Here is a 22,985-nt window from a genome sequence, read left to right as displayed (position 1 = left end):
AGTGAAGATATACAGATGGAAAGTTTTTGTGTAAAGGCTCCTGCAAAGATCAATCTTTTTTTACATATTATAAATAGAGAAGAAAGAGGGTATCATTTAATTGAAAGTTTGGTTGTCTTTGCTAAACTTTCTAATTTTTTAGAGATAAAAGTAGGAGAAAAAAACTTTAGATATGATAACTCTACAGTTGAATTTGTAAATTCTGAGTTTAGAATAAATTATCGATATAATACTATAACGAAAGCAGTGAGTCTACTGCTTAGGCATGCTCCTGTACGCACTAAAGTCACTGTGAAGGTTGTAAAAAATGTACCAATTGCTGCGGGATTTGGTAGTGGTTCCTCAGATGCTGGAGCTGTGATACGCATGCTGGGAGAGCTTTGGAACATTGATAGGCAAATTTTAAATGATATAGCTTTAAGAGTTGGTGCTGATGTGCCTGCAAGTATAGATAGTAAGCCAGTTTTTGTCAGAGGTGTTGGTGAGGAATTATGCCCCATTAAACAATGCTCTTTACCCACAAGTCTGGTACTTGTGAAACCAAAAAAAAAGTTTTTGAATACATCAGAAGTATTTTCCAAGTATAAAGAGGATTTCTCTAATCCAATTAAGTGGAGTGATAAAACTGAGGAGAATTTGTTAGAGCTTCTTAAAGAGACAAAAAATGACCTTCAAGAAGCAGCAATAGGTTTTGTACCTGAAATTCAGAATGTAATATCAACACTAGAGTCACAAGAAGGCTCTATACTTTCTCGTATGTCAGGTAGTGGTGTAGGGTGTTTTGGAATGTTTGATAGTGAAGAAAGTGCAAAAGCTGCAGCGGCAAATATCAAAAAGGAATATCCAGAATGGTGGGTGTGCGACACGGAATTAATAGTTTGATTTATGCCCTTAATTTCCAAGAAGAAAAATCTTATAGATGGTTACAGGGAAGAAAGATTTTGGGTAAATAATCAAGAATATCATGGCTCAATTATAATTTTTCCTGAAAAGGTGATTAAATTGAAAGAAAGTGATATAAATAACAAGGAGTATTTTAAATCTTTTTTAACAGAGGAAATAGAGATTTTGATAATAGGTACTGGTAAGATACGCGATTGTTCAATGAAGTCTTATCTTATGGAGCAAAAGAATTTAAATTTTGAATTTATGACGACGGGTTCTGCATGCAGAACCCATAACGTTTTAATATCTGAAGATAGATTTGTTGTCAGTTATCTGATAGCATGTTAGAGATATTTACACAGAGTTTTTTTATAAACAGTCTAATTGCGGTAATTATGATTAGCCTAGTCACAGGAGCTCTAGGGTCATTTATGATATGGCAAAGGTTATCGTATTTAGGTGATAGTTTGTCCCATTCTTCATTGCTTGGTATTGCACTTGCTTTGATCTTTAATATCAGCCCATCGGTAAGTATAATGCTCATTGCAATTATGTTTGCTATACTACTTTCTCTTAATTTTAATAAATTATACTCTGCTGATACGATATTGAACATAGTTACCAATGTAGTTTTATCATCGAGTTTAATACTTATGTCTTTTCTTCCATCAGGTAATAATAGTATTATTAGCTCACTTTTTGGTGACATATTAATGATTGACCAAAGTAATATAATATCAATTTTTCTAACCTCCGTAATAGTTACTTTGATATTAATATTTAGATGGCGCTATTGGCTGATGATTTCGATTAATCAAGATTTGGCAACAGTTGAGAAAGTACATGTTAATTTTGTTAGGCTAGAATTTTTGATTATACTCGCTATCTTTATTGCAATTTCTGCTCAATTAATAGGAATATTACTCATTGCTGCATTTTTGTTAATACCTGCTGCATCAGCAAGACTCATTTCAAAAACTCCAATGCAAATGATTATTGTTGCAACAGTTTTTTCTGTGATTTCTGGAGTATCAGGTTTGATATTATCTGCAAGTTTTGACTTATTAACTGGACCTGCAATTATACTTATCGCAGCTGTGTATTTAATCATTGCTTATTTTATAAGATTGGTGTTAAGTAGATCGACTTAATTTTGGTCTCGGAAGTTCATAATTCATTAACAAATGAGTGTAACTATCTGAGCGTAAAGTAGTTTTTGCTACGTTGTTTTTATGTGCTAATTGTTAATTTGTGGAGTGAAAGATATGGACGAAGGATTTTTTTCTAGATATATAGGACAGCCTATAAAAAATTTTTATAATTATGTTACGGGAAAGAAAGAAGTGTCTGATGATATGCAGAATACAGCAAATCAAGAAAGCTCAGAATTGTTGGAAACTGATGTGCAATCAAATGATGTACCACCAAGTAGTGATAATATAATATAGATGGCATGAGAATCACGCCATCTAAAGTTAAAAAATTCCTTGAGAAACCCGATACTTTAAGTGGTGTATTAATTCATGGGAGTGACAATAGTAAGGTCGATATTTTTGTACAGGAAATAATTGCCAACTTGAATGAGTATTCAGTTCAGGTGATGGATTTTGCAGTAGTGAATAAGTCGCCTGGCTTGTTATTTTCCGAGTTGGCAAACATTTCGATGTTTACTAAAAAAAGGTTAGTTAAGCTGATAAATGTCAGTGGAAGTATATCTAAAGAGTTAAGAAACATATTGGATCATAATATAGGCGATCATTATATAGTAATGATAGCAAATGATCTTCCATATAGTTCTACAACTAAAAGTTATATGGAAAGCTCAAAAATTTTCGGTGTCATTACCTGCTATAAGGACAGCGGTAGTAATCTTTGTGATATTATATCAAGTTACTTGAAACAAAATGATATAGAGTGCACAAGTGAGATAATCTACCACTTGCAGTCTTATTTTAATCATAGCAAACTGCCTATATATTCAGAGCTTGAAAAATTAGTTTTATATCTAGGAAAAAGAAAAGATCTTAAACTTGCTGATATAGATCTATGCTTTTCAACCTCCGGCAATGATTATGTTACACTTGATAATCTGTGCTCTGCAATAGTGAGTAAAGACATGGGACAATTCATCAAAATTTCCGATGTATTGATATTACAAGAGAATTTTTCACCGATAGCATTAATCCGTATTATATCAAATTATTTTCTACGGCTAGAAAGCGTTTTGCTGTTAATACAAAATGGAATGAATGAACAAGCTGCAATTGACCAGCTGAGTCCTCCATTGTTCTTCAAACAATTGCAGAGTTTTAAATCTCATTTGAAAAGTTTGCAACTTTCAGAACTTAAGAAGATCTTAGAAAATTTGATGAGCTTGGAAGTGACTTGTAAAAGAACTGACTTGGACCATAAAATGATCTTTCAGCATGAGATTAACTATTGGTGTTATTCGTTCAGCAGAGTAGTAAAATAAGGTAGACGAGAAAAAACAACTAAATGTTGTCATGAAAGTAGCTGACACTGGGATCCAGAAATATGGGATATGTGTAGAAGTTATTTTGTGTCCGTTCAGCAGAGCGGCAAAATAAGGTAGACAAAGCAAGATAATAAAGATAATCATAGGGTAAATATGAGGTAATATGGTAAACCTTTTAGAACTCTGCAAAAATTTACAGCAAAAAATAGAAAAGTTAGAAGCAAAAATAGAAAGATTGGAAAGAGAGAATGAAAGTTTAAAAGCAGAGCATGAGGCTTTAAAGATAGAGAACGCTGAATTAAAGGAAAGGCTAGGTTTAAATTCAAAAAACTCATCAATTCCCAATTCAAAAGAATTATACAAAATGAAAAAGGAAAAGCCAAAAAGCGAAAGAAAGATTGGTGGTCAAGTTGGGCATAAGGGTAATTATCGTGCTAAAATGGAAGCAGATGAGGTGATAAAGATAGAGTTGTCACCTACTTGCGAATGCGGAGGGAAGATTGCAATATGCGAAAAACCTTATATTCATCAGAAAGTAGATCTTCCGGAGATTAAGGCTTATGTAATGGAATATCAGTTGGAACATGGCCGTTGTCAGAGATGCGGAAAAAGAAGAAGTAGCAAGTTACCAGAGGGTGTTACGCCAGATACATTTGGCCCAAGGGTTAAGTCAGTAGTTGCAGCACTCAGTGGGTTTTATAAAAATTCAAAGCGCGAAGTAGCTAGCATCATAAATGATATCTTCAATTTGAACATAAGCGTCGGTAGCATATCAAATAGTGAACATAGAGTTGCTTCAAAATGCAAAAAAATGTATGAGCAGATCGAACAAGAGATAAGTAGGAGTAAAGTTCTACATATTGATGAAACGAGCCATTATAACAAAGGTAAACTCGCTTGGTGTTGGATGTTTGCAAGCAATACGGCAAGTTTTGTGAAGTTGACAGAGTCAAGGGGAATGAAAGTTTTAAAAAATAGTGTATGCTGCAATCGTAATAGCTTGGTAGTAACCGACAGATATGCAGCATACAACTACTTTGCTGATGAAAGAAGGCAAATCTGTTGGGCACACTTAGCAAGGGATTTTGAAAGATTAGCGCATAGTTGGAAATTTGAAGTTAAAGTTCTGGGCTGTTACTTGAGAAATGTAGCCACTGAGTTATTTGCACTGAAAAAAGCTTTACTAAAAAATGAGATAGATGTTTCAAGATTTATTAGACGTGCCAAGAAATTGCGAAAACGTACAAGGTATTATTTGAAGGAAATATCTCGCTTACCTGAAGCAATTGGAGCGTCTCGAGTTGCAAAGAATATTTTGAAATCTGAAAGAATGATGTGGAAATTTTTAGATGACCCAGAAAATACTCCGCTGACAAATAATCACGCTGAACGGCAAATACGGCATTATGTCGTTTATCGCAAAAATTCATATTTTACACAATCAGAACGAGGAAACTCATTCCTTGAGCAAATAATTTCGTTATACTTAACATGGAAACAGAGGAGGCTAAACCCTTTTCACAATCTTCTATCTATCGTTTCTTAAACCACTCTGCTGAACGGATACGTTATTTTAAAATACAACGTTTTGGCAAGATTATGGATTCCAGTGTCAAGCACTGGAATGACAGGAGCAGAAACTGGAATGACAAGAAATCTAATATTTTCACATTTCCTGAACAATGCTTATTGGTGTCATTCAAATACATTCGGTGCATTTAAACCTTTTGTATGAGTGTCCGTTCAGCAGAGCGGCAAAATAAGGTAGACAAAGCAAGATAATAAAGATAATCATAGGGTAAATATGAGGTAATATGGTAAACCTTTTAGAACTCTGCAAAAATTTACAGCAAAAAATAGAAAAGTTAGAAGCAAAAATAGAAAGATTGGAAAGAGAGAATGAAAGTTTAAAAGCAGAGCATGAGGCTTTAAAGATAGAGAACGCTGAATTAAAGGAAAGGCTAGGTTTAAATTCAAAAAACTCATCAATTCCCAATTCAAAAGAATTATACAAAATGAAAAAGGAAAAGCCAAAAAGCGAAAGAAAGATTGGTGGTCAAGTTGGGCATAAGGGTAATTATCGTGCTAAAATGGAAGCAGATGAGGTGATAAAGATAGAGTTGTCACCTACTTGCGAATGCGGAGGGAAGATTGCAATATGCGAAAAACCTTATATTCATCAGAAAGTAGATCTTCCGGAGATTAAGGCTTATGTAATGGAATATCAGTTGGAACATGGCCGTTGTCAGAGATGCGGAAAAAGAAGAAGTAGCAAGTTACCAGAGGGTGTTACGCCAGATACATTTGGCCCAAGGGTTAAGTCAGTAGTTGCAGCACTCAGTGGGTTTTATAAAAATTCAAAGCGCGAAGTAGCTAGCATCATAAATGATATCTTCAATTTGAACATAAGCGTCGGTAGCATATCAAATAGTGAACATAGAGTTGCTTCAAAATGCAAAAAAATGTATGAGCAGATCGAACAAGAGATAAGTAGGAGTAAAGTTCTACATATTGATGAAACGAGCCATTATAACAAAGGTAAACTCGCTTGGTGTTGGATGTTTGCAAGCAATACGGCAAGTTTTGTGAAGTTGACAGAGTCAAGGGGAATGAAAGTTTTAAAAAATAGTGTATGCTGCAATCGTAATAGCTTGGTAGTAACCGACAGATATGCAGCATACAACTACTTTGCTAATGAAAGAAGGCAAATCTGTTGGGCACACTTAGCAAGGGATTTTGAAAGATTAGCGCATAGTTGGAAATTTGAAGTTAAAGTTCTGGGCTGTTACTTGAGAAATGTAGCCACTGAGTTATTTGCACTGAAAAAAGCTTTACTAAAAAATGAGATAGATGTTTCAAGATTTATTAGACGTGCCAAGAAATTGCGAAAACGTACAAGGTATTATTTGAAGGAAATATCTCGCTTACCTGAAGCAATTGGAGCGTCTCGAGTTGCAAAGAATATTTTGAAATCTGAAAGAATGATGTGGAAATTTTTAGATGACCCAGAAAATACTCCGCTGACAAATAATCACGCTGAACGGCAAATACGGCATTATGTCGTTTATCGCAAAAATTCATATTTTACACAATCAGAACGAGGAAACTCATTCCTTGAGCAAATAATTTCGTTATACTTAACATGGAAACAGAGGAGGCTAAACCCTTTTCACAATCTTCTATCTATCGTTTCTTAAACCACTCTGCTGAACGGATACTTTGTATGATTTTCTTCTAACCTTGCAACAATGCTCTCTCTACCGATAAAAATTAATAATTTAGCGAGTTCTGGACCTGTTTCTGTTCCTGTTAAAGCGAGGCGCAACTGCATAAATAGATCTTTTGCCTTTATATCAACTGTCTGTCGAATATTTTTAACCCACTCTGATAATGTGTTTTCATTACAATCACCTTTAGGCAATGAACTTAGCGCTATTTTTATAAACTCTTTATTAAGAACCACAGGCTCTATACCAAATTTGCATGTTTTCCACCATTTGGCCACCTCAGAAAACTTTTCTATATTACTCCTTATAAAATACCAAAACTCTGAGCCAATTTGACTTAAACGATCTTGCACCATTTCAAATGGCATTTGTTGCAGCACTTTGCTATTTAGCTTATACATTTCACTCAAGCTGAATTGTGCAGATGCTGAGCTAAATTTTTTAATATCAAATGAGTTAATTAAAGACTGCATATCAACATGAGCTTCTATCGGATCAGATGTGCCAAGTTTTGCTAAATAGCTAGTTAGCGCCATTGGCTCAATCTCATCTTCTCTTATGGACTTAATATCCAACCCACCTTTCCGTTTCGATATCTTGCTATCATCAAAATGTAGTAGGGGAAGGTGAGCAAATATAGGAATTTTCGCTTTTAATGCTTTAATAATTTGGATCTGAACTGCGGTATTAGTTACATGATCTTCCCCGCGTACAACATGGGTTACATTAAAGTCAACATCATCAACAACAGAAGGTAACATGTATGTATAAATTCCATCTTCTCTTTTTACCACAGGATCGCTAATGTGAATTGTTGCAATATTTATTTCACCTTTAACTTCATCATTCCATTTTACAATTTCGTTTCTATTCAATTTAAATCTGAAATGTGGTTTTCGTCCTTCTTGCTCATAACGAATTTTCTCTTGCTCAGTTAGAAGCAACGCACCTCTATCGTAAACAGGGGGAAGACCTTGTTTTAATTGCAATTTTCGTTTAGTGTCTAATTCTTCTCTTGTTTCATAACATGCATAAATATGACCTTCTTTCATTAACTGTAAGAACACCTCGTTATAGCTCTCAAAACGCTCTGATTGCTTAAAACTTGAATTCCAATTTATGCCAATCCATTTTAGGTCTTCTATGGTATTATCTACATATTTGATATCTGAACGCTCAAGATCAGTATCATCAAAACGTAGTAAAAATTTTCCATTTTGATTACGTGTGTACATCCAACAAATGAGTGCAGTGCGTATGTTTCCTACATGTAGGTAGCCAGTTGGGCTTGGAGCGAATCTTGTTAGCATTTAAATGATTACTTTAGTTTATTTTAATTTTATATAAATGTACTGCTAAAGCAAGATTCTTCTTTGTCTTGGTGTTAGTTGCTACAAAGTACAGCGAACATGAAACCTTTTTGTTAGAGTTCCATGATCTGCCTAAAATACTCTGAAAGCACGGCTTTAGTTATTTACTCTAAATATATTATACGTATACTTGTTATTAAATTAAATTTGAAATGATAAGAAATGAGTGAATTTAAATCAATCCGCAATATTGCAATAATTGCACACGTTGACCACGGAAAAACTACTTTACTTGATAACATGTTAAAACAAAGTGGCACGTTTCGTGAGAATCAAGAAGTTCAAGAACGAGTGATGGATAGTGGTGATCAAGAACGTGAACGTGGGATTACAATACTTGCAAAATGTACGTCAATAATGTGGGGTGATGAGAAAATCAATATCATTGATACACCAGGACATGCGGATTTTGGTGGAGAAGTGGAAAGGGTGCTCTGCATGGCAGATGGTGTATTACTACTGGTTGATGCTGCAGAAGGTCCAATGCCACAGACTAAGTTTGTGTTGTCAAAAGCACTAAAGGCAAATTTAAAACCGATTGTGATAATCAATAAGGTTGATCGACCAGACAGCAGAATTGATGAAGTACTAAATGAAATATATGAGTTATTTTTTAACCTTGATGCAACCAACGAGCAACTAGATTTTCCAGTACTCTATGCTTCAGGTAGAAATGGTTGGTGTGCTAAGGAGCTATCTGATGAGAGAAAAGATTTAAGCCCATTATTTTCAACGGTGATAGATTACATAAAACCTTCCGTTTATGATCAAAATGCACCTTTTGCTATGCTAGTTACTTTACTTGAATCTGATAAATTTCTTGGCAGAATATTGACAGGAAAGATTTACCAAGGAATCGCGCAAGTTAACTCAGATCTTAAGGTAATTGATCTTGATGGTCAAGTGGTTGAGCGAGGGAGATTAACTAAGTTACTCTCATTTTCTGGCTTAAAACGCGTTCCAGTAGAGCAAGCTGTAGCTGGTGATATCATTGCCATTGCAGGACTTGAGAAAGCTTCAGTTTCAGACACTATAGCAGCACCAGAAGTTACAACTGCGATCAGCTCAACTCCAGTTGACCCGCCAACAATGGCGATTACTATAAGCGTTAATGACTCACCTTTTGCTGGGCAAGAGGGAACAAAACTTACCTCAACTGTTATAAAAGATCGTTTATATGCAGAAGCAGAAACAAACGTTGCAATTACTGTAACTTTGGCTCCAAGTGGTGAAGCATTTGAAGTAGGTGGACGTGGTGAGTTGCAGCTTGGGGTACTGATTGAAAATATGAGAAGGGAAGGTTTTGAACTTTCAGTTTCACGGCCTCGAGTGCTGTTTAAAGAAGAAGATGGCGAAAAACTTGAACCTATAGAGGAAGTAGTAATTGATGTAGATGATGAGTATAGTGGAATCATCATGGAAAAACTTAGCTTTCGAAAAGGTGAAGTAACTGATATGAGACCTTCTGGTAGTGGCAGAACTAGGTTGACATTTTTAGTGCCATCAAGGGGATTAATTGGCTATCAAGGAGAATTTTTAACTGATTCTCGCGGCACTGGTATAATCAACCGTTTATTTCACAGTTATGCTCCACATAAAGGTTCAATTTCCGGAAGGCGTAATGGGGTTTTAATTTCAACAGACAAAGGCGAAGCAGTAGCGTATGCAATTTTCAATCTGCAAGATAGGGGAATTATGTTTGTTAAGCCACAAGATAAGGTATATTGTGGTATGATTGTCGGTCAGCATAGTCGTGACAATGATTTAGAAATAAATGTACTTAAAGGTAAGCAATTAACAAACGTAAGAGCTTCAGGTAGCGATGAAGCTATAAAGCTTACTCCACCAAAAATAATGACACTGGAGGATATGATAGCATATATAGACGATGATGAATTGGTAGAAGTAACTCCAAAATCTATACGTTTGCGTAAGAAGTTCCTCGATCCAAATGAACGTAAACGTGCAGGAAGGGCGAAGAATAAAGAGTAATCAACGTTCCTGATAAAAAGCTGGATGAGCTACTCGGATAACACCATCATAAAGGGAACCAGTGTCAGTTACTTGAGCAGGTACTGGGATGACAAGAGAAGGCTACAAAGGTGTCATGCAAGTAGCTCATCCAGCTTTTTTATAATCATCGAAAACATTGTATTTTAACATTACTTTTATACTTATAAGTTTCTAGGCACTGGATTTGTTGTAGACTTACTCTATCACTTTACCCTCTTATTTTACCACTCTCCTGCCTATATATTTTTATATGAGGATTTTTGCAAAAGTTTCGCATTTTTTGTAACATGATTTTCAGTATGTGTAACCTAAATGCAAATTGATCACGAAACTAGTGTAATTATTGAGGCCATAGAGAAATTTGGTGGTGAGGCAAGGCTTGTTGGTGGATGTGTTAGAGATTCAATTTTACAGCGTGACATTCACGACATCGATCTTGCTACTAATCTGCTGCCTAATCAAGCAGTTAAAGCGTTAAAACTCCGTAATATAAAAACTATTCCAACTGGCTTAAAACATGGAACTATTACTGTGATTTTAAATAAAAGATCCTTTGAGATTACAACGCTAAGGCATGATGTAAAGTGTGACGGTAGACATGCGAAGGTAGAATTTACTAATGATTGGCAAGCTGATGCTTCAAGGCGCGACTTTACGTTTAATGCTCTTTATGCAGACAAATATGGCCATATATACGACTACTTTGGTGGCATTCAGGACTTAAAAGCACGAAAGTTAAACTTTATAGGTAACGCTGAAGATAGGATTAAGGAAGACTATCTACGTATTTTAAGAGCGTTTCGTTTTCACGCTAAAATATGCATAGGAGATTTAAGTGATGAAATATTGGATGTGTGCAAAAAGCATTCACACATGATTCAAAACCTCTCTGGAGAGAGAATAAGAGAAGAAATATTTAAACTCTTGGAATGCAATGATCCTGCTCCAACACTTAAGAGCATGCAAAAATCTGATGTTTTACAAAAAATTATTCCAAAAGAAGTAAAATGCGAAATTTTATCTTCACCACTTCTTATCAACACTAAACCTCCTACAAAACCCTCAGCGTATGTCCATACGCCTTTCCTAGATGATTCACTAACAAAATTAGCGTTGCTTATTAGGACTGCTGAAGATAGAGTTAGTCTTGGAGAAGAAGTGAGCAAGTTTTTACGTCTTTCAAATAAGCAAAAGAAAAAGCTATTATTTTTATTATCAAACGATATCAAAACAGAGCTTTCAGAAAAAGAACAAAAGAAATACATATCTTTATTTGGTAAGGAATTATATTGTGACTTAATGAAGATTTGTGGTATTGAGTCTGGAATAAATGTTGATGAGTATATTTCATTTGCTAAGATGTTTAACATTCCAAAATTTCCTTTATCTGGTGATGATTTAATAACTATAGGTCATCAACCAGGAAAAAATTTAGGTAGAAACTTGGAATTGCTACGACAACATTGGGAAGACAGCTCCTACACTTTAACAAAGGAGGAGCTGATACTTTATGCTAAAAGTTTTATCTAGACCTTGCTTCTTGCTTCACACTTACCGGAGTGCTATTAGTGTGACTCATGGAAGAGTTAGGTGTGTATTCTTTTTTAGCTTTATCTGTTAATTCATATTCATTGTTTTCTTTTGAAGTTTGAACGCACATTTTCTGATCTGGAGATAAAAATTTATCTCGTATGCTTGATGCTAGTTGTAATCCTTGAATCTTATCTGAAAAACATTTCATTTCAGCTTCCGTTAACTTCTGCACAACAAATTTTTTGACTGAATCATTATTGCTATTATTTTTGTGAGCTAAAAATTCCATTAAGGAACTTATTATTGCTTGACTATCTTCTTCATTTAAATATAACCCTTTTGCACACTCTTGAACAAAAATTACCTGTTCGATAGAATGCTTTTTACCAACTTTTTCAACAACTGTGTTAACCTTAATTTCTATAATCGCTCTTCCAGATTTCATCAAATTACTTTTCAATAACTCAAGTAATTTATCACTTTCAAATTTACCATCACCTTGATTTGATAAAGATTTTATAGTTTCATCAAGCACGTTATGGCAAAAGTGTTTTCCTTCAAATTCAGGAAAACTTTTTTTCAACTTTGTATTTTGATCAGATAAAAATTTATCGAGACTGTCATTCCCGCGAAGCTTAGATAAAGTATTTGAAAATTTTGACTTCACAGAACCAGAAGTAGAAAAAATACTCTTTGTATCTGCTTTAGTTTTTTTATTAATATCTTCTGGCTTTTTACTAGCGTCTTTTTGCTTGTTTTGTAACTTTTGTTGTTCTTGATTATTTGACAATTGCTGTTGCTCCAACTGCTTTGGCGTGCTTGATAAGCTTCTCTTTAATTGATCTATTTCAGCTAACAGACCTTTATTTTCTTCCTGTAGTTTTGTAATATCAATTTTCGATCGATTTTCTGCTTGCTTATGTTCCTCTTGTAACTGCTTAATCTGCTTCTCTTGCTTTGCAAGTTCTTCTTTTAACATTTCTGTCAGATTCGAATGAGTTTCCTTTAAGCTATCATCTATTCCCGCTGATTCCCACTCTTTACTTTTTTCTAATGCCTGTACTTGTTCTTGTAGACTAGTAATCTTACTTTCTAATTCTTTTTTCTCTTTTTCAATGGTATTTAGATTAGTCTTTTCTTTCTCTAATTGTTGTTTAAGATTCTCTACTTCAGCATCTTTTCCCTTAGCTTGTTCTTTCAATTCATTAATTTCACTTTCTAAATCTTGTTTCTTTTTTTCAATGGTATTTAGATTAGTCTTTTCTTGCTCTAATTGTTGCTGAGTACTTTCCAATTCTCTTGTAAGGTCCTCTACTTCAGTATTTTTTTTCTTAGCTTGTTCTAATTCTGCTTTTTTTTGTTCATTTAATTGCTTTATTTTAGTATCAAATTCGTTTTTTAACTTACTAACTTCATTCTCAAGTTCTGTTTTTTGCACTCGTAGGTTTTCATTCTCTTTCTTCACAGTTTCATTTATATCTTTATTTTCATGAAATGACTTTATTAAATCCTCTTGCTCTTTTATTCTTTTCTCTAGATCAGATATAACTTGCTTTTGTTCGTTATTTTTAGTCTCCATTTCCTTTTTCTCTTGTTCTAATATTTTATTTAATTCCGTTAAACTACCTATTTCCCCATCTTTTTCTTCTAACCTTACTGAGAGCATTTCTATTTTATTTGCAAATTCTTTACTGCACTCAGTTAATTCTTTCTGCAAACGTAATATCTCTTCAGACTTTTTCTTCAACTGTACTAAAAATTCTTCTCCTCTTTTTCGTGCAACTTTTGCTAATTCTTTATAACTCTCTTTAAGTTTTTTAATTAAGGAGTTTAATTGTTCTTTTTCCTCTTTTAAAAAATCACTCTCTAATTGTAAATTTTCAATATACTCTGCTTGATTATTATAGAGCCCAATGAACACCTCTAGTGCCTGACTTACACCTTCCAGTTGCTCCTTTAATTTTTCATTCTTATCCTCTGTCTCAACAAATTCAGTCTGAATTTCTGTATCTTTAAATGTAGTTTTACCTTCACTAATTATTTTACTTTGGACCTCTTGTGCTACAACTTCAGAAATTTGAACACTTTGATCTACTACTTCGGGAGCATCAGTTTGAACTCCATTATTCACAATAACTTTATTGTGGTGTAGGATATTCTCTGCCCATTTATTCCATCTCCCTGGCAATATTCGTCCGATTGTTTTTAGATATAGCCAAGCAAGCACAGTGGATAAGCTATATTTTTTTTCCTTTTGTTTAATACTAGGTTTGTAATTAACCTTATTGTTAGCATTTAGCATAAAATTACCTAATTTTTAAAGTATTGAAGTTATATATATTAATATAATTATTAAATAAATAATAATATAAATGTTAAATTGTGTGAAAATTTTTATAGATTTTAAGTAGAAATACACATGTTCGTAAGCACAGAATTTGCTTTTTCTATTGCTCTTGCTAACATTTCTTGTTCATTGTAATGATTCTTCACATTGATTACCTGAGCTGACAAATTTGCAGGGAAAGTGACTAAACTAACTTCCCATAGCTCCACTTGTTTTAACACTCGAGCTCCGCTTTCATGATCAACATCATACTCTATTGGTATATAGCCAATCGAAAGCCCGTTAATAGTTCCAGTTTTGAGCATTAAATATGCTTCCTCTGCTTTTTGAATACCAAAAAGCAAATGTGCAGTTATATATAGGCCAACATCATTTTCGCAAATATCCGTAATATTACCTATAGGCTCGCTCGGATTGTGCTGCCAAAGAAGTTTTATCTGACTTTTATTTAAGTTATTCTTAAATGCTCCTGGTAATATCAGATCATTTTGCTTATCAACTATATTAAAAACGCTCGCATAGCCAGAAAATACTCCGTTTTCTTCTATGCTTTTTATTGACAATGGTGAATAGAGAAATTTCTTATTCATAAGTCCTCCTTGTAAATTATGGTATTGGGTTTGCCAGCGCTCTGAGCCAGCTTAAAATGTTGTATAGATTGTTTTCCTATATCTCAGGATGAGTATAAGGCACTGCAATATAATTCTATTGTATGCAGTGCTTTGAAAATGGGGAAGTACTTTTTTAGTTATAAAATTTGTCATTTTATATATATAAGGGTAGGGTTTGTTGCACATTGGGTTGTTCAACAGCAGCGTTTTCTAGATTTGTAGAAACAGCTTCGTTTGTAGGAGTAATTATTTTTCCTAGAAGGAAGCCAAATCCCAAAGAAACAGCTGCTATAAAACCATTCATTAATGACTCTGTCCATGTTTCTCCCTCGTATTCTTGATAGATTTTAGAATATATCATTATTGGCTTCATTCGGGTTTAAATTTCTTTCCAACTCTTCTGATGTTTTCTCCTCAGCATCTTGGGATTTTGTTGATGAACTTTTCTGTAAGTTTTCTAATTCTTGTGTGTCCATCAACACCTCACTATTAAAGCTTAAGTACAAATCATACAGCACTATAATTGTTTAGTCAAGGTAAATACTAGTATATTAAGTAAATATTTACTATATTAATATGATTGCTTAAATTCACAGCTAATTGTTTGGGGGAATAAAAAGATTGTGTTTTGTAGGTGATTTGCGTAGCGGAAGGTGTTACCCCAGTTTTACAACACTGGGATAACGGTAAAAGTAGCTATATGCTCTGTCCTTGAATATTTTGTTGTTCAGTGGTAGCATTTTCGGGAGTGTTAAATAAACTGTGTCAAATCGCATTTTTAGTTCAACTCGATTTTTAGCCTACCAGGAAAAAAGATATCAAGTTGAGAGATAGTTAAAGCCCAATCATGTATAGGCATAGTCCATTTCTCTCCTGCCTTCTTTATAGCACAATATACCTGTTTATACAAGGCATTTGTGCTAGTAAATGAGCCCTTAGTTTTAGTAAATTTTCTGATCTGTCTATGTAACCCTTCAATAGGATTTGTGGTATAAATTAACTTTCTTACAGGGCCGGAATATTTAAAATAACTAGACAGATTTTCCCAATTATTCTCCCAAAACTAAAGTATATTTTTCTCCCCATTTTTCCTCCAGTTCAAGTAAATAATTCTCGGCTATTTCTCTACTTGATATGTTTTTTTCAAATCATTCATGAAAACTTTTGCTCGATACATATTTCAGTGAATTTCTTATCTGATGTACTATACATTTCTGCTTTAGGAAATACGCTATTTATAGCTGTAGGAAAGCTTTTTAACACAAGCTATCAGAATATCATCTACTCCTCTCTCCTTTAGGTCATTTAGTACTCCCAACCAGAACTTCACTTTCAGCCAAATAAAAACCCAAAACTTCTTTTCTGCCATTTTGCTAATATGTTATACATACATTTGCTTACACAATGCCCGTCCTCCTTGACCTTAAAAAACCATGAACACTATTGGATATACAGATTGCAGCGGACGACTGCGCCATTCGTTGATTACCGGTAACAATTTGTCAGTAATACTTGATATCTCTGCTGCAGATATTTTATATTTCTTCTACATGCGATGCTATATCCCATGCCACTGGCATATGTACTTAAAACCTTTGCTTCAAGTTCGGTTGTTTGCCTTTTTTTGACTATCTGTGGTTCAAAGCTTCCTTCTCGATCCCTTGGCGTTAGCAGCTCAAATGATCCTGAGCTTGTGCGTAAAGTCTTTGAATTTCTTCGGTTGTTTTCTTCGCTTTCAGCCGACAAATGGTTTTCTATCTCGCCTTCCCTCTAGCAGTTTTTTTATAAATGGTGTTAATGCTCCATCTCTTCCTGTCAATGGTCTTCCTTCTCGTATAGATGATAAGATATTTGTTTCTAATTCTTTATAGTCTACCAAACCGGTAGTTGTGTTTGCTTGACTCATTGTCAAACCTCCATTTTTTTATCAATTTATTACTTTACTTCTCGGTTTGACACAGTTTATTTAACACTCCCGCCTTCCTGGATAGATATGTACTCTTGTATAACCTCGTCTGTCAGAACTTACGGCTCAATATCCACGTGCCCAAAGGTGCCTGCCCCAAAATTGCTTACTTAGACTTGCAAAATCTTGCATCAGCAACCTTGAACTTGTTCCTTTCAAAAATTGTACAATTTTACTAACACTTTGCTGTGGTTTATATGATATAAACATATGAATATGATCTACTGCAACTTTGCCTGAGATAATTTGGATCTCATTTTCCATAGTAACCTGCCTTAACAGCTCCCTAACTCTAACAGCAATTTGGCCTATTAGCACCCTTTTGCGATATCATACCAAGTGTACTTTCATATCGTACTTAGAGTGTGCATTATACCCATAACGTCGCATACGCGACTATTGTAACTTGCCCTTCGCCTCAAGGCGGGACAATCCCCGAAGGGGGACACTAAAAAATTTCTTCCTTAAGTTGTGTAATGTCAGCTTGAGGAAGACCAGTAGATTCAGCTATTAAGTCAATAGATACACCAGCTTCAAGTAAATTTTTTGCCACTTCTATTTTAGCCTGTTTTTCGCCCTCTTCCCTACCTTCCGCTTTACCTTTTTTATGGCCGATTTGGATGCCTTTTTGAGTAGCATCATCGAGTTTTTGTTCTAAGATAGCAGCTTCTTTCTGTAAATCCATTACCCTTTCTTCATAAGCTATAAGATCCTTCTCATTCCAATGAAACTTATCTAACTCATCATATGCTAGCTTTATTATTGGTGATTTTTCTGCTATTTTTCTTAAATCTTCATCGGTCGTTTCTTCTGCATATTTGAAGAAAAATAGCCAACGATCTACTACATTTTCTAGCTGCTCTTCTCTACTCTTAGGAAACTTTGGTAACTCAATGAAAATAAATTGAAAATCTTTTAAGTCATGCTCGTTAGTTTTTTCATCTCTTATGGTATGGCTAGATATATAATCAAGCTTATCAGGAAATAAATTACAGTTAGAAATAGCAATAAAGAAAACCTTCTTTAAATCAATGTACTTACCACCTTTATCAGCCTGCCTTGAGTAAGCCTTAGCAGCATATAATTGAGCCCGTTTTTCGAAGCCTTTATCACGAGCGAGTTGCATCTCAATCACGTATCTGGCCCCAGTAGAATCTCTGCACAGAACATCGACAATACTCTGCTTATCAGAGGCAATTTCAGGGTCCATAATGGTGCTAAGGAATTCAACTTCTTGTATAGTATTTATTTCAGTAAACCCCAAAATATCATTCAAAAAGTGGATAAGGATATTCTTATTTTTTTCAGTACCAAAAATTTTCTTAAATGTTAAATCAAGCTTAGGATCTAAAAATCTTGAGAGAGCCATAGAAAATCCACTTAAAAAGCATTAATAATTATACACAATTGTGAAGAAATATTCAACTAAAATTCAAACATAGAAAGAAGCATCCCTTTTGTATATCTTTATTTGGTAGTATTAACCTGTATAATATTTATGATAAACATCTCGATAAGGTACCAGATAGCACAAAAAGTAAGGAGCTGGGGGTTAAAACAAAAATATACCCTGAAAAACTTAGCAGAAAAGGCAGGCATAAACTATCATACACTGCTAAGATATGAGCAAGGAACATGTGGCATTCCAACTGAAAAGCTAAAAGTTATAGCAGAGGTGTTATCAATTCCTATTAGAAATCTCTTTCCTGGGCGAAAAGTACTAAAAGAAAGCAGTTGTTTTGACAAAGCTAAGATCCAGGAAATGTATAATTTCATAGAAAAATACAAAAGAATAGAAGGACGCAAAGCAATTTATGCATTAACCAAATCTATCCGAACTGAGGAAGAAAGTAATATAAAAGCAGCAATAATAAAAATTGCAAAGGATCTAGTTAAGGTAGGGCTTGATACTGAGATTATCTATCAAGCAACAGGCTTATCAACCGAAGAATATGCTGATAAAGAGAGATAAGAGCCAAACAGAGGACAAGAGATAAAAAAGTGGAAGAGGCTATACGCAAGAAGAATTAGCAAAAAAGCTTAATATAGGACCTTCACAGATACATCACTACGAGCAAGGGAGTGTTACGATTTTAAGTGAAAGGTTATGGGAAATAGCAAGAGAATTATCAGTGGATGTTGAAGATTTGATAAAGGAATATAAAGAAAATGATTGCAAAGATGGTGAAGCAGAAAATGAATTATTAAGTTGGGCAAGAGAATATAGAAAAATTGATAATCAAGAATCACTAGATGAACTGAATATATGGGTAGAATTTTTATTGCAAAGAAAGCAAATTTACAAAGAGAAGATTGATAAAGTAGAGGAAATGAAAGTTGCAAATAATTTACTCAAGTTAGGTTTTTCTACTGATGTTATTTCTAAAATAGTAACAACTTCTTTTACATAAAGAATTAATTTTCAATTAGATAAAATAAGCATCTGTTAATATCTTAATTTCTTGATGAAAAAATAAGTAAAAAAGATTGAAAAATTGATTTGACTTCACTCGAAAGCTATGGCCTTATGCCAATGCTGATAAAAAACAGCAGTAAATAATTAAAAACAATTTGTTATTAACGAGGAGTATATTTTATGAATAATGGTAAAAAACTTACAGAAGAAATTGAGAGAGTACTACAAAGGGTTCTGTCGCATTTGTAGGGAAGTCGAAAGAAGAATGATATAATTGTCTAAAAAAAAAGCAAAGATGTTTCGTATCAATCAAAAATTGTTGCCATATTTCAAAGGATTTAGCTTTTCAGCGGATGTTATCTGTATACATGAAATGTCGATTGATTCTCTTTGAGCTATCGAGATTTGGAAGAAATGATGAGTATAAGGGGAGCAAAATGCTACGTTACAAAGGTGGGTTATCACCACTGATAGATGAGGCAGTAAGGAAAAGAAAGAAGCAGGTTGGTAGTAGTTGGAGAGACTTACATTAAATTAAACGGTAAATGGGTTTATTTATATACTGTAGACTTCCTCTTGTGTGTTAGTAGAGACAAGTCTGCAGCACTTGCATTCTTTCGTAAAGCCTTCAGGAGTAACTATCTTCCTGAGAAAATTGTAATTGATAAAAGCGGCAGTAATACTGCTGCTCTTGATGATTTGAATGCAGAAATTTCTGAAGATTACAGTTCTTCAAATAAAATATCTAAATAATATTGTTGATAGATTTATCAAAAAACTAATAAAGCCAATGCTTGGGTTTAAAAGCTTCCATTCCGCAAAGATTACCATCACAGGCATAGAAAATATTCGTATGATTCAAAAAAGACAAATTATTAAAATAATGTTTCTACTTTTGAGAATTTTGCTATATTAATGGCTTCATAACTCCTATAATCCCACCTTTAATGATCTTCTTTCCTATGGTTTATAGATTCGACAGAACCGGAAGGGCAGCTGAATGATACAAGGCAAGGTCTAACTGATGAAGTAACTCAACAGAAACAATCTGAAAGCAAGGATGAAGAGCTAAATGAAAAATTCTTGAAAGCAAAAATTTATAGTAAAAGGCAAGGTAATTATGCTTCTGTTTCTTTTGTATTATCTGGAGCATTTGCTGTTGGTACAAGTCTAACAATGGTTCATTTAGCAATGTGTGTTTCGCTTGCTGTAGCTGCATTAACTTTTCTTGCAGTAGGATGTTACTGTTCTTATAACGCAAATACCGCACTTAATAACGTTGAAATCGAAAATGGTAGTTATAGAATAGCTGCTTGAGTATTAATTTAAATATTCTTTATTGCTAGTTTTATATCATCACTTTAATTTGGTTGTATTTTACTAAAAAAACTTTAGATTTATTTTATAATCGATACTCAAATATGATTTGGAATTTATTGCAGACAGGGCAAAAGGAAGGCTATAAAATTGCGTATACCAATGCTCGTATTATTGACCCGGAAACTAAACTTGATATAAAAGGTTCATTATTGACTGAAGGGGGTAAAATTGTTGATTTTGGCGAATCATTATTTTCAACAAGTGGAGTTGATGAAATAATAGACTGTAAAGGGCTTGTTCTAATGCCAGGCCTTATTGACATTCACGTACATTTTCGTGAACCAGGTCAAGAGCATAAAGAAACTATACATACAGGCAGCAAATCTGCAGCTGCAGGGGGCGTTACAACTGTAGTTTGCCAGCCAAACACTGTTCCAGCGATTGATAGTGTTGTCTTCGCTAAGTATTTGAAATATAGAGCATTTGAAACTTCGCATGTGAATGTTCAATTTTACGCTAAAATCACCACTTCGGAAGAAAAATTAACTGAAATGGCACTCTTAAAGGAAGCAGGTGCAGTTGGGTTCACCGATGATGGTATGCCAGTTATGAATCCAATGATTATGAGACAGGCACTGCTTTATTCAAGTATGCTTGGTGTTCCTATTGCTCAACACGCAGAGGATTTGAATCTATCTGCTGGTGGCGTAATTAACGAGGGTAAGATTTCTGAAGAATTGGGAGTAAAGGGAATCTTGAGTGCATCGGAATCGGTTATGGTAACTCGTGATATACTGCTAATGAAGAACATAGAAAATGTACACTACCATATTTTACATGTCTCTTCAAAAGATTCACTTGATGCTATTAAACGTGCAAAAGATTTGGGATTAAATGTTACGTGTGAAGTAACTCCTCATCACTTTACTTTAACTGAAGATATAGTAAAACAACACGGAGCAATCGCAAAAATGAACCCGCCGCTTCGCACTGAAGAGGATCGTTTAGCTATGATTGAAGGTTTAAAGACAGGTGTGATTGATTGCATTGCAACCGATCATGCTCCGCATGATCTTAGTTCTAAAGATCTGCCACTTGAAAATGCTGCATTTGGTATTATTGGCCTTGAAACAATGCTGCCCCTTTCACTTGAACTATATCATAGTGGACAAATGGGTCTACTTGATGTGCTTGCAAAATTGACATATAAGCCTGCAGATATCATACATATGCCACGTGGCCGCATACAGAAAAACCTTGTAGCGGACTTAATTTTAGTTGATTTGGATCATGAATGGGAAATTAAAGTTGACAACTTTGCTAGTAAATCAAAGAATTCGCCTTTCGGTGGACGCAAAGTGAAAGGGCACGTAGTACGTACCGTTGTGTCTGGCAAAACTGTATATTTACAGAAGAGTTAGTTATTATACAATTGTGCTCTCAATTTCAATCAATTGTAAAGATTTAATATAAGTGGTAAAATATAGCCACTGAATAAAAAATATATGCTAATTAGTACGACATCGGAACTGGAAAATGCATGTAAAGAATTGATGGAAAAAGATCCAAAATTTATAGCAATTGACACGGAGTTCATTAGAAATAATTTAACCTACTACCCAAAATTATCGTTAATTCAAATTTCTTACGGAGAGAAGAGTTTTATTGTAGATGCATTAGTGCCAGAAATTGATTTATCATTCATTAAGAAAATGATGCTAAATCAGGGAATAATCAAAGTGTTTCATAGCTGCCGGCAGGATATAGAATCCTTACTCACTGTGTTTAAATGTGTTCCCACTCCTATTTTTGATACCCAAGTTGCTGCTATGTTTTGCCATTATTATCATGACTTTATTGGTTATTCAAAAGTAGTAGAGCAATATCAAGGAATAGCACTGGATAAAATTAAAGCTAAAAATTCAGACTGGTTAAGGCGTCCATTGTCTGAGGATCAACTAGACTATGCAATAAACGACGTGGTATATCTATATGATCTATACCAAATATTGTGCAATAAACTTGAAGAAAGTAATAGGATGAGTTGGTTTCAAGAAGAGATGGAATTATTGGTTGATATAAATAAGTATTTGCATAGTCCAAAAGATGCATGGAGGAGGATTAAATTTAACTATGAAGCAAATCCGAGGCTAATGTTAGTTGTTAAAGCAGTGAGTGAGTGGCAAGAGACTTTAGCACAACGCTATAACATCAATCGTAATAAAGTAATTAATAATGCTGTAATAATTGGTCTTATTGAAAAAAATGTGGAGCGTATTGACGAGGTTTTAGATGATCTTGAGAGGAACACAAAAAATATAAAAGAGGAAGATTTATTAGAATTTATGAATATTTTCAATGAGAATGAGAAGGAGTTTGTGCAGCAAAATTATACTCTGTCAGATAATTATGATAAATCTGTATTTGATATACTCTCGATTATTTTAGAGAGCAAATGTAAGGAAAATAACATATCAAGAAAGTTAGTTTCATCAAAAGATGAGTTAGCTGGTTCAATATCTGGGCAGATAGATAAACTATTCAAGGGGTGGAGATATGATTTTTTCGGTAAGTCAGTTGAATCATTTTTGAACGCAGGCTCAAGGTTTGAGATTTTAATGGTAAAATCTGCTGATAGTACAGCTAAAATTCGGAGTAATCTGGTGGAGAATAACTGTTGCTAAAGTAACTTAGATTTATCGACAATCGTCATCCCGCTACGTGTTAGTGGCTAAGAGATACCGCGGCGGTATGACGGTTAAGTAGGGTGTCATCCCAAGTGCCCAGACACTGGGATCCAGGAAAATTGATTGTAAACGAG

20 protein-coding genes and 3 pseudogenes are annotated in these 22,985 nt (G+C 34.3%); 15 read left to right on the top strand and 8 right to left on the bottom strand.

The genetic code is table 11. The features are described from left to right. The first annotated feature begins 15 nt into the window (after positions 1 to 15). The 7 genes from ACE38P_RS02410 to tnpC (ACE38P_RS02380) all read left to right on the top strand — a co-directional run bounded on the left by ACE38P_RS02410 (position 16) and on the right by tnpC (ACE38P_RS02380) (position 6,558). The gene (locus tag ACE38P_RS02410) at positions 16 to 882 is read left to right on the top strand and encodes a 4-(cytidine 5'-diphospho)-2-C-methyl-D-erythritol kinase (RefSeq protein ID WP_374699438.1); all 867 of its coding nucleotides are present in this window, start codon (positions 16 to 18) and stop codon (positions 880 to 882) included. Between the two features lie 3 nt (positions 883 to 885). Next, positions 886 to 1,233, top strand: a complete 348-nt coding sequence (locus tag ACE38P_RS02405; protein ID WP_017532635.1) for an Mth938-like domain-containing protein — start codon at positions 886 to 888, stop codon at positions 1,231 to 1,233. Continuing rightward, complete coding sequence (locus ACE38P_RS02400; RefSeq protein ID WP_007302687.1) at positions 1,227 to 2,036, top strand: metal ABC transporter permease; 810 nt, start codon at positions 1,227 to 1,229, stop codon at positions 2,034 to 2,036. The genes ACE38P_RS02405 and ACE38P_RS02400 overlap by 7 nt, the downstream gene beginning before the upstream one ends. Positions 2,037 to 2,150: 114 nt before the next feature. Continuing rightward, entirely contained in the window at positions 2,151 to 2,333 is a 183-nt protein-coding gene (locus ACE38P_RS02395; RefSeq protein ID WP_374699437.1) for a hypothetical protein, read from the top strand. Positions 2,334 to 2,338: 5 nt separating this feature from the next. Beyond that, positions 2,339 to 3,358, top strand: coding sequence for a DNA polymerase III subunit delta (gene holA, locus ACE38P_RS02390; protein ID WP_007302689.1), 1,020 nt, complete (start codon positions 2,339 to 2,341; stop codon positions 3,356 to 3,358). Between the two features lie 166 nt (positions 3,359 to 3,524). Continuing rightward, positions 3,525 to 4,907, top strand: coding sequence for an IS66 family transposase (tnpC, locus tag ACE38P_RS02385; protein ID WP_374699286.1), 1,383 nt, complete (start codon positions 3,525 to 3,527; stop codon positions 4,905 to 4,907). A gap of 268 nt (positions 4,908 to 5,175) precedes the next feature. Continuing rightward, positions 5,176 to 6,558, top strand: coding sequence for an IS66 family transposase (tnpC, locus tag ACE38P_RS02380; RefSeq protein ID WP_374699327.1), 1,383 nt, complete (start codon positions 5,176 to 5,178; stop codon positions 6,556 to 6,558). On the opposite strand, the gene gltX is transcribed toward tnpC (ACE38P_RS02380), so the two are convergent. Continuing rightward, positions 6,555 to 7,898 (bottom strand): glutamate--tRNA ligase, encoded by a 1,344-nt coding sequence (gene gltX / locus ACE38P_RS02375; RefSeq protein WP_374699436.1) that lies wholly within the window; start codon positions 7,896 to 7,898, stop codon positions 6,555 to 6,557. The genes tnpC (ACE38P_RS02380) and gltX overlap by 4 nt on opposite strands. Positions 7,899 to 8,120: 222 nt before the next feature. Here gltX and typA point away from each other — a divergent pair, with 222 nt between their 5' ends. After that, entirely contained in the window at positions 8,121 to 9,950 is a 1,830-nt protein-coding gene (gene typA, locus ACE38P_RS02370) for a translational GTPase TypA (RefSeq protein WP_374699435.1), read from the top strand. Positions 9,951 to 10,283: 333 nt separating this feature from the next. Next, entirely contained in the window at positions 10,284 to 11,501 is a 1,218-nt protein-coding gene (locus ACE38P_RS02365) for a CCA tRNA nucleotidyltransferase (protein ID WP_374699434.1), read from the top strand. On the opposite strand, the gene ACE38P_RS02360 is transcribed toward ACE38P_RS02365, so the two are convergent. The 7 genes and pseudogenes from ACE38P_RS02360 to ACE38P_RS02330 form a co-directional block, all read right to left on the bottom strand. After that, entirely contained in the window at positions 11,494 to 13,806 is a 2,313-nt protein-coding gene (locus tag ACE38P_RS02360; RefSeq protein ID WP_374699433.1) for a hypothetical protein, read from the bottom strand. The two genes, ACE38P_RS02365 and ACE38P_RS02360, sit on opposite strands and share 8 nt — an antisense overlap. 101 nt (positions 13,807 to 13,907) lie before the next feature. After that, positions 13,908 to 14,441: an HK97 family phage prohead protease gene (locus ACE38P_RS02355; protein ID WP_264374754.1), complete on the bottom strand. Its 534-nt coding sequence runs from the start codon at positions 14,439 to 14,441 to the stop codon at positions 13,908 to 13,910. 175 nt (positions 14,442 to 14,616) lie between these two features. Further along, positions 14,617 to 14,823, bottom strand: a complete 207-nt coding sequence (locus tag ACE38P_RS02350; protein WP_264683336.1) for a hypothetical protein — start codon at positions 14,821 to 14,823, stop codon at positions 14,617 to 14,619. Continuing rightward, positions 14,810 to 14,938, bottom strand: a complete 129-nt coding sequence (locus tag ACE38P_RS02345) for a hypothetical protein (protein ID WP_264375850.1) — start codon at positions 14,936 to 14,938, stop codon at positions 14,810 to 14,812. Before ACE38P_RS02345 ends, ACE38P_RS02350 begins: the two co-directional genes overlap by 14 nt. 302 nt (positions 14,939 to 15,240) lie before the next feature. Continuing rightward, positions 15,241 to 16,368, bottom strand: a pseudogene (locus ACE38P_RS02340) (IS256 family transposase). A gap of 126 nt (positions 16,369 to 16,494) precedes the next feature. After that, positions 16,495 to 16,746 (bottom strand): IS200/IS605 family transposase, encoded by a 252-nt coding sequence (gene tnpA, locus ACE38P_RS02335; RefSeq protein WP_264686466.1) that lies wholly within the window; start codon positions 16,744 to 16,746, stop codon positions 16,495 to 16,497. A gap of 130 nt (positions 16,747 to 16,876) precedes the next feature. Continuing rightward, positions 16,877 to 17,797: an Rpn family recombination-promoting nuclease/putative transposase gene (locus tag ACE38P_RS02330; protein ID WP_374699432.1), complete on the bottom strand. Its 921-nt coding sequence runs from the start codon at positions 17,795 to 17,797 to the stop codon at positions 16,877 to 16,879. 129 nt (positions 17,798 to 17,926) lie between these two features. Here ACE38P_RS02330 and ACE38P_RS02325 point away from each other — a divergent pair, with 129 nt between their 5' ends. From ACE38P_RS02325 to ACE38P_RS02300, 6 genes and pseudogenes are all read left to right on the top strand, one after another. Then, on the top strand, positions 17,927 to 18,400 hold the full coding sequence (locus tag ACE38P_RS02325; RefSeq protein ID WP_374699431.1) for a helix-turn-helix domain-containing protein: 474 nt from the start codon (positions 17,927 to 17,929) through the stop codon (positions 18,398 to 18,400). Positions 18,401 to 18,473: 73 nt separating this feature from the next. Continuing rightward, positions 18,474 to 18,839 carry a transcriptional regulator gene (locus ACE38P_RS02320; RefSeq protein ID WP_320109916.1) on the top strand — a complete coding sequence of 122 codons (366 nt, stop codon included), beginning with the start codon at positions 18,474 to 18,476 and terminating at the stop codon, positions 18,837 to 18,839. A 300-nt stretch (positions 18,840 to 19,139) separates the two neighbouring features. After that, positions 19,140 to 19,771, top strand: a pseudogene (locus ACE38P_RS02315) (IS6 family transposase). Between the two features lie 111 nt (positions 19,772 to 19,882). Then, a pseudogene (locus ACE38P_RS02310) lies at positions 19,883 to 20,161 on the top strand (lipase); the annotation flags it as partial. A gap of 104 nt (positions 20,162 to 20,265) precedes the next feature. Further along, on the top strand, positions 20,266 to 21,585 hold the full coding sequence (locus ACE38P_RS02305) for a dihydroorotase (RefSeq protein ID WP_264686463.1): 1,320 nt from the start codon (positions 20,266 to 20,268) through the stop codon (positions 21,583 to 21,585). An 84-nt stretch (positions 21,586 to 21,669) separates the two neighbouring features. Further along, positions 21,670 to 22,848 (top strand): ribonuclease D, encoded by a 1,179-nt coding sequence (locus ACE38P_RS02300; RefSeq protein WP_029237687.1) that lies wholly within the window; start codon positions 21,670 to 21,672, stop codon positions 22,846 to 22,848. The last annotated feature ends 137 nt before the right edge of the window (positions 22,849 to 22,985 follow it).

It is taken from the genome of Wolbachia endosymbiont (group A) of Limnophora tigrina (assembly GCF_964263225.1).
Lineage (GTDB): Bacteria > Pseudomonadota > Alphaproteobacteria > Rickettsiales > Anaplasmataceae > Wolbachia.
Note: the sequence above shows the minus strand (reverse complement) of the source record. Positions and strands in the feature narration are given on the sequence as shown.

What these genes read in the sequence shown, in the direction of transcription:
- ACE38P_RS02410 (WP_374699438.1), top strand. Translation starts at nt 16, where the DNA reads ATGGAAAGTTTTTGTGTAAAGGCTCCTGCAAAGATCAATCTTTTTTTA.
- ACE38P_RS02405 (WP_017532635.1), top strand. Translation starts at nt 886, where the DNA reads ATGCCCTTAATTTCCAAGAAGAAAAATCTTATAGATGGTTACAGGGAA.
- ACE38P_RS02400 (WP_007302687.1), top strand. Translation starts at nt 1,227, where the DNA reads ATGTTAGAGATATTTACACAGAGTTTTTTTATAAACAGTCTAATTGCG.
- ACE38P_RS02395 (WP_374699437.1), top strand. Translation starts at nt 2,151, where the DNA reads ATGGACGAAGGATTTTTTTCTAGATATATAGGACAGCCTATAAAAAAT.
- holA (WP_007302689.1), top strand. Translation starts at nt 2,339, where the DNA reads ATGAGAATCACGCCATCTAAAGTTAAAAAATTCCTTGAGAAACCCGAT.
- tnpC (WP_374699286.1), top strand. Translation starts at nt 3,525, where the DNA reads ATGGTAAACCTTTTAGAACTCTGCAAAAATTTACAGCAAAAAATAGAA.
- tnpC (WP_374699327.1), top strand. Translation starts at nt 5,176, where the DNA reads ATGGTAAACCTTTTAGAACTCTGCAAAAATTTACAGCAAAAAATAGAA.
- gltX (WP_374699436.1), bottom strand. Translation starts at nt 7,898, where the DNA reads ATGCTAACAAGATTCGCTCCAAGCCCAACTGGCTACCTACATGTAGGA.
- typA (WP_374699435.1), top strand. Translation starts at nt 8,121, where the DNA reads ATGAGTGAATTTAAATCAATCCGCAATATTGCAATAATTGCACACGTT.
- ACE38P_RS02365 (WP_374699434.1), top strand. Translation starts at nt 10,284, where the DNA reads ATGCAAATTGATCACGAAACTAGTGTAATTATTGAGGCCATAGAGAAA.
- ACE38P_RS02360 (WP_374699433.1), bottom strand. Translation starts at nt 13,806, where the DNA reads ATGCTAAATGCTAACAATAAGGTTAATTACAAACCTAGTATTAAACAA.
- ACE38P_RS02355 (WP_264374754.1), bottom strand. Translation starts at nt 14,441, where the DNA reads ATGAATAAGAAATTTCTCTATTCACCATTGTCAATAAAAAGCATAGAA.
- ACE38P_RS02350 (WP_264683336.1), bottom strand. Translation starts at nt 14,823, where the DNA reads ATGATATATTCTAAAATCTATCAAGAATACGAGGGAGAAACATGGACA.
- ACE38P_RS02345 (WP_264375850.1), bottom strand. Translation starts at nt 14,938, where the DNA reads ATGGACACACAAGAATTAGAAAACTTACAGAAAAGTTCATCAACAAAA.
- ACE38P_RS02330 (WP_374699432.1), bottom strand. Translation starts at nt 17,797, where the DNA reads ATGGCTCTCTCAAGATTTTTAGATCCTAAGCTTGATTTAACATTTAAG.
- ACE38P_RS02325 (WP_374699431.1), top strand. Translation starts at nt 17,927, where the DNA reads ATGATAAACATCTCGATAAGGTACCAGATAGCACAAAAAGTAAGGAGC.
- ACE38P_RS02305 (WP_264686463.1), top strand. Translation starts at nt 20,266, where the DNA reads ATGATTTGGAATTTATTGCAGACAGGGCAAAAGGAAGGCTATAAAATT.
- ACE38P_RS02300 (WP_029237687.1), top strand. Translation starts at nt 21,670, where the DNA reads ATGCTAATTAGTACGACATCGGAACTGGAAAATGCATGTAAAGAATTG.